3 protein-coding genes and 2 tRNA genes are annotated in these 5,150 nt (G+C 46.7%); 1 reads left to right on the top strand and 4 read right to left on the bottom strand.

Annotation, left to right across the window (positions count from 1 at the left end):
* Positions 1–376: 376 nt before the first annotated feature.
* The 4 genes from IJ369_RS07075 to murA form a co-directional block, all read right to left on the bottom strand.
* Positions 377–450 (bottom strand) — tRNA-Met (locus IJ369_RS07075).
* A gap of 71 nt (positions 451–521) precedes the next feature.
* Positions 522–1,235 (bottom strand): M48 family metallopeptidase, encoded by a 714-nt coding sequence (locus IJ369_RS07070; RefSeq protein ID WP_290717603.1) that lies wholly within the window; start codon positions 1,233–1,235, stop codon positions 522–524.
* A 157-nt stretch (positions 1,236–1,392) separates the two neighbouring features.
* Positions 1,393–3,243, bottom strand: a complete 1,851-nt coding sequence (ftsH, locus tag IJ369_RS07065) for an ATP-dependent zinc metalloprotease FtsH (protein ID WP_290717601.1) — start codon at positions 3,241–3,243, stop codon at positions 1,393–1,395.
* Between the two features lie 155 nt (positions 3,244–3,398).
* Complete coding sequence (gene murA / locus IJ369_RS07060; RefSeq protein WP_290717599.1) at positions 3,399–4,661, bottom strand: UDP-N-acetylglucosamine 1-carboxyvinyltransferase; 1,263 nt, start codon at positions 4,659–4,661, stop codon at positions 3,399–3,401.
* A gap of 185 nt (positions 4,662–4,846) precedes the next feature.
* Between murA and IJ369_RS07055 the strand changes: the two genes are divergently transcribed.
* Positions 4,847–4,917, top strand: a tRNA-Gly gene (locus IJ369_RS07055).
* Positions 4,918–5,150 lie beyond the last annotated feature (233 nt).

The raw sequence follows: 5,150 nt of genomic DNA, 5'->3' as shown, positions 1-5,150 counted from the left end.
TTCTACGGCCTTTTACAACCAATTTATCCATAAAAACATACATCCTTCCAATGATTTCCAAAAGGACAATATATATCATCTGAACGGGCGGAAATGCCGCCGTTCCTCAAAAAATAGTCGTTTTCTCTATATTTCGCCCTATAACATTAGAATTATATCACGAAAATGTTGCAGTGCAAAGCATTTTTTTCGCAAAGCCTTGATTTTCGGGGAAAACAGCTGTTTCTCTTGCTAAAATTCATTTTGAACATGGGAAGGCCAACCTCGAAATATAGCCGTCTACTCTCCCGCGCTTCGCTTAGTCGGTATACTCCTTATTTTTCGCCTCCGCAATGCAATAAAAAAAGACACCCTTTTAGGTGTCCTTTTTATTGCATTGCGGAGGCCGGATTTGAACCGACGACCTCCGGGTTATGAGCCCGACGAGCTACCGGACTGCTCTACTCCGCGTCGATATAAAATTCTTATTACTAGCTATTATTATACCCCAGAGAAGGGGATTTGTCAAATCCCCTCTCTGCTTAAATGCCATCCTTAAACTGGGTCTCCAGTTTCTCCTTCCGTTCCTTCCAATCAGGCATCAGCTGTGCCAAGAGATCATAAAAGGATTTTCCATGATTGGGATAGCGGAAATGCAGCAGTTCATGGAGCACTACCTGCTCGATACATTCTTCTTCCGCCTTCATCAGCTGCAGATTCAAACGGATGGATTTGCCCGTAGTGGTACAGCTGCCCCAGATGCTTTTCATATTCCGGATTTTGATTTCCGGTCTCTTTATACGATATTCTGCCACAAGAGGATATATTCTATCCATAATTTCTTCAAATTTTTTCTCCGCATTGTTTTTCAGCCAGGCAAGATACTCCTCCTTCAGCACATCGGAATACATTTTGGGGGAATACAGACAGATCTTATCTCCTTCAATGAAGATGCGCCTTTCGCCCCTTTCCAGCACCAGCTGATAAGGCCGCCCCAGATAATAGACCGTTTTCCCGTCATACAGACTGTTATCTGGCATACCGCTTTTGATCTTTTCGATCTCCGCCAGGTGGGTGATGATCCAGAAGGCCTTGGACTGCACAAATTCATCAATCACCTCAAACGGAACGTTTTTCCCTGCAGAAACCACCACTTTGCCATATTTGTTCACACGAAGATTGATATACTTCACGTTTTTGCGGGACAGTTCATATTCAATTTCAATGCCTTCATACTGGATATTATGAATGGACATGGAAACCCTTCTTTCTTTTTCGCTTACAAAAAATTTCTTTATTATTTTACACTTCCGAAAAAAAATTGTCTACCACAGATTATCGACAAGAAAAAACAGACTTGGGAACAAGTCTGCCTTTCCTGAAGCCTATGCGTATTTTATGAACGATATTTCCTTATGCTTCCGTGCGGTTCAGAATTTCCATGAATTCTTCCCCTGTGATAGTTTCTTTTTCCAGCAGAAAAGCAGAAATTTCGTCCAGTTTATCCATATTTTCGCGAATGATCTCAACAGCTTTATCATGGGCCTGTTTCACGACTTTGATGACAGCCCCGTCGATTTTGGATGCGGTTTCGTTAGAGCATGCCAGAGAAGTATCCCCACCCAGATACTGGTTCGTCACCGTTTCCAGCGCCACCATACCAAATTCTTCGCTCATACCATAACGGGTGATCATGCCTCTGGCCAGGCGGGTCGCCTGTTCGATATCATTGGAGGCACCCGTTGTGATGGAGCCGAATTTCAGTTCTTCTGCCACACGTCCCCCAGTGAATGTGGCAATTTTATTGAAAATCTCTTCTTTGTTCATCAGGAATTTTTCACCCTCATCCACCTGCAGGGTATAGCCCAAAGCGCCGCTGGTTCTGGGGATGATAGTGATTTTCTGCACTGGTGCAGAATTTTTCTGTTTTGCAGCCACCAGCGCATGGCCTACTTCATGGTAAGCAATGATCTGTTTCTCTTCCGGAGAAATGACAGCACCTTTACGCTGATAGCCCGCCAGAATCACTTCCACACTTTCCATCAGGTCATTCTGTCCTACTTTTGTACGGCCCATACGTACCGCACGGAGAGCCGCTTCATTGATGATATTCGCCAGCTCTGCACCGGATGCGCCGGATGTTGCTCTGGCAATGGCATCAAAGTCGATGTTGGCTTCCATTTTGATCTTTTCTGCATGAACTTTCAGAATGGCTTCTCTGCCTTTCAGGTCGGGCAATTCCACAGGGATTCTTCTGTCAAAACGGCCGGGATGCAGCAGGGCTTTATCCAGCGTTTCAGGTCTGTTGGTGGCCGCCAGAATGACAACACCTTTTTTGCCATCGAAACCATCCATTTCTGTTAACAGCTGATTCAGGGTCTGTTCCCTTTCGTCGTTTCCGCCCAAGCCATTGCCGTCACGTTTTTTACCGATGGTATCGATTTCATCGATGAATACGATACAAGGGGCTTTTTCATTTGCCTGCTTGAACAGGTCTCGCACCTTTGCCGCACCCATGCCAACGAACATTTCTACAAATTCAGAACCGGAAATGGAGAAGAAAGGCACTTCTGCTTCCCCGGCAACAGCCTGAGCCAGCAAGGTCTTGCCTGTGCCGGGAGGGCCTACCAGCAGCGCACCTTTGGGCATTTTGGCCCCCACTTCCGTATATTTCTGGGGATTATGCAGAAAATCCACGATTTCGTTCAGGGCTTCCTTCGCTTCATCCTGCCCTGCAACGTCCTTGAAAGTCTTTCCTGTCTGGGCTTTCACGTAGATCTTCGCATTAGATTTCCCGAAGGACATGGCGTTGCCGCCTATACCGCCCATCTTATTCATGGCCTTTTTCATCACGAACTGCCACAGCAGGAAGAAGCCCACAAACATGATCAGGCTACTGACCCATGGAGATACTTCCTTGGGCTTTACTTCGCCAAAGGATGCGCCCGCTGCATAAAGTCTGTCTACCAGCTGAGGGTCATCCATGCGGACAGTAGAATACACCTTGGGGGCATCCTCTGCAAAAAGAGTCGTTGTGAGTTCTTCCGCAGGTTCTTCCTTCAGGAAAAAATAGATCACGTCTTCATTGATCTCCGCCTGTGAAATATTTTTATCAGCTATCTCTGTCAGGAATACATCATAATTTACCTGCTGGATGGCATTTTTTGCAATATTGGGCAGGAAAACCATATTGATGATGCCCATTACCAGCAACGCAATGAGCCAGTAATACAGCAATGGTCGTCTTTGATTTTTCATATCCATAGCAATGCAACTCTCTTTCTCTTTCTATTTCTATTTCCATTACACTTTCATTCTATTATGTAGCCGAAGGGGAATTCCCTCCGATGTTATTAGTTTTTCATTCAAACGTTTCTACCCAATGAACGAAATGTAAACAATTTATGAATCTTACAAAATTATTCCTTTTCTTTTCGGATATGGGCGCCTAATCGGCGCAGCTTTTCATCGATCTTATGATACCCTCGCTCGATATGATAGATATCGCTGATCTCCGTTTCCCCCTTGGCCGCCAGAGCAGAAAGGATCAGAGCCGCGCCAGCCCTCAGGTCGGTGGCTCTTACCTTCGTTCCTGTCAGGGTGTCTACGCCTTCGATGATGGCACTGCGGCTATCTATTTTAATATCTGCTCCCATCCGCTGCAATTCCCCTGCATGAGTGAAGCGATTTTCAAAAACCGTTTCCGTAATCACACTGGTGCCCTTTGCAATGGTCATCAGGCTCATGAAAGGCGCCTGCATATCCGTGGGGAAGCCCGGGAAAGGCATGGTCTTCACCTGCACAGGATGGAGCTTTCCCTTCCGCCAGACCCGCAGACCTTCTGCAGTCATCTCTGTTTTTACATTACATTCCGCCAGTTTGGCAATGACAGGCTTCAGGTGTTCTTCCTGCACATTTTCCAGAAGAATATCTCCGCCGGTGATAGCCGCCGCCGTCATAAAAGTGCCTGCTTCGATGCGGTCGGGGATGACGGCATGGGTGGCACCATGGAGTTCTTTTACCCCCGTAACAGTAATGGTGTCCGTACCGTCGCCCGCCACCTCTGCGCCCATTTCCCGCAAGAAATCCGCCAGGTCACATATTTCGGGCTCTGCCGCGGCATTTTCGATGATCGTTTTGCCCCTTGTCAAAACCGCCACCAGCATAATATTTTCCGTTGCCCCTACACTGGGAAAATCCAGATAGATACTGCCGCCCTTCAAGCTTTTCGCCTGCAGCTCCACCACGCCATGCTCCTGCTTATTTTTCGCCCCCATGGCCTGAAAGCCCTTCAGGTGCAGATCGATGGGGCGGCTTCCGATCTGGCATCCCCCCGGCAAAGGCAGCCGAGCACAGCCACACCGCCCCAGCAGCGCCCCCGCCACCAGAAAAGAAGCACGCATCTTGCGTGCTGTTTCATATAATCCTTCCACACTGGAGATCTCCGCCGCCTCCACCCGCAGAATCTCTTTTTCCTCATCAAAAAACACCCGTGCCCCCACTTCCTGCAGCAGTTCTGCCATATGCCGCACATCAGAAAGGGGCGGCACATTCCGTATCTCACAGACCTCCTTCGTCAAAAGACACGCCGCCAGAATTGGCAGCACCGCGTTTTTGGAACCGCTGATCTTTACTCTGCCCCGCAAGCCTTCGCCCGTACCCGCAACGATAAATTTTTCCATCCCGCATCCCTCGCATCCTAAAAAATTTACTGTTGGTAGTATGCCCGCTGAAAGGAAAGAAAGTCCGCTGCCACAAAAAAATCTTTCAACAGAAATGTAAATTTTTGAAAAATATTGATGCAGAATAATACTTTACATTTCTTCCAATTCTCATTATAATAACTGTTAGAAATCAATTACCCTTTGCGGGCGTAGTTCATCGGTAGAATGAGAGCTTCCCAAGCTTTAGAGGTGGGTTCGATTCCCGTCGTCCGCTCTTTAAACCCTTGATATTTCAAGGGTTTTTTCATTTTCAAAATCAAAGGTAGTCAAAGAGGTAGTCAAATACATCTCTCAATAGGATCAAGCTAACACCAAATGAAAGGAGAGCTTGAACTTGTTCCCCCAAAAATAAAAGCTAGATGCTTCTCAGCATCCAGCTTTTTTTATTTGTCCAGTTTATCCCACGAGCGTCCTTTTTCGAAGATTCTCAACTCAATATAATAAAAC

Origin of the sequence: Anaerotignum sp. (genome assembly GCF_017483025.1) — a bacterium.
In the GTDB taxonomy this organism is placed as follows: Bacteria; Bacillota; Clostridia; order Lachnospirales; family Anaerotignaceae; genus Anaerotignum_A.
The sequence above is the reverse complement of the archived record's forward strand: the minus strand, read 5'-3'. Positions and strand labels throughout refer to the sequence as shown.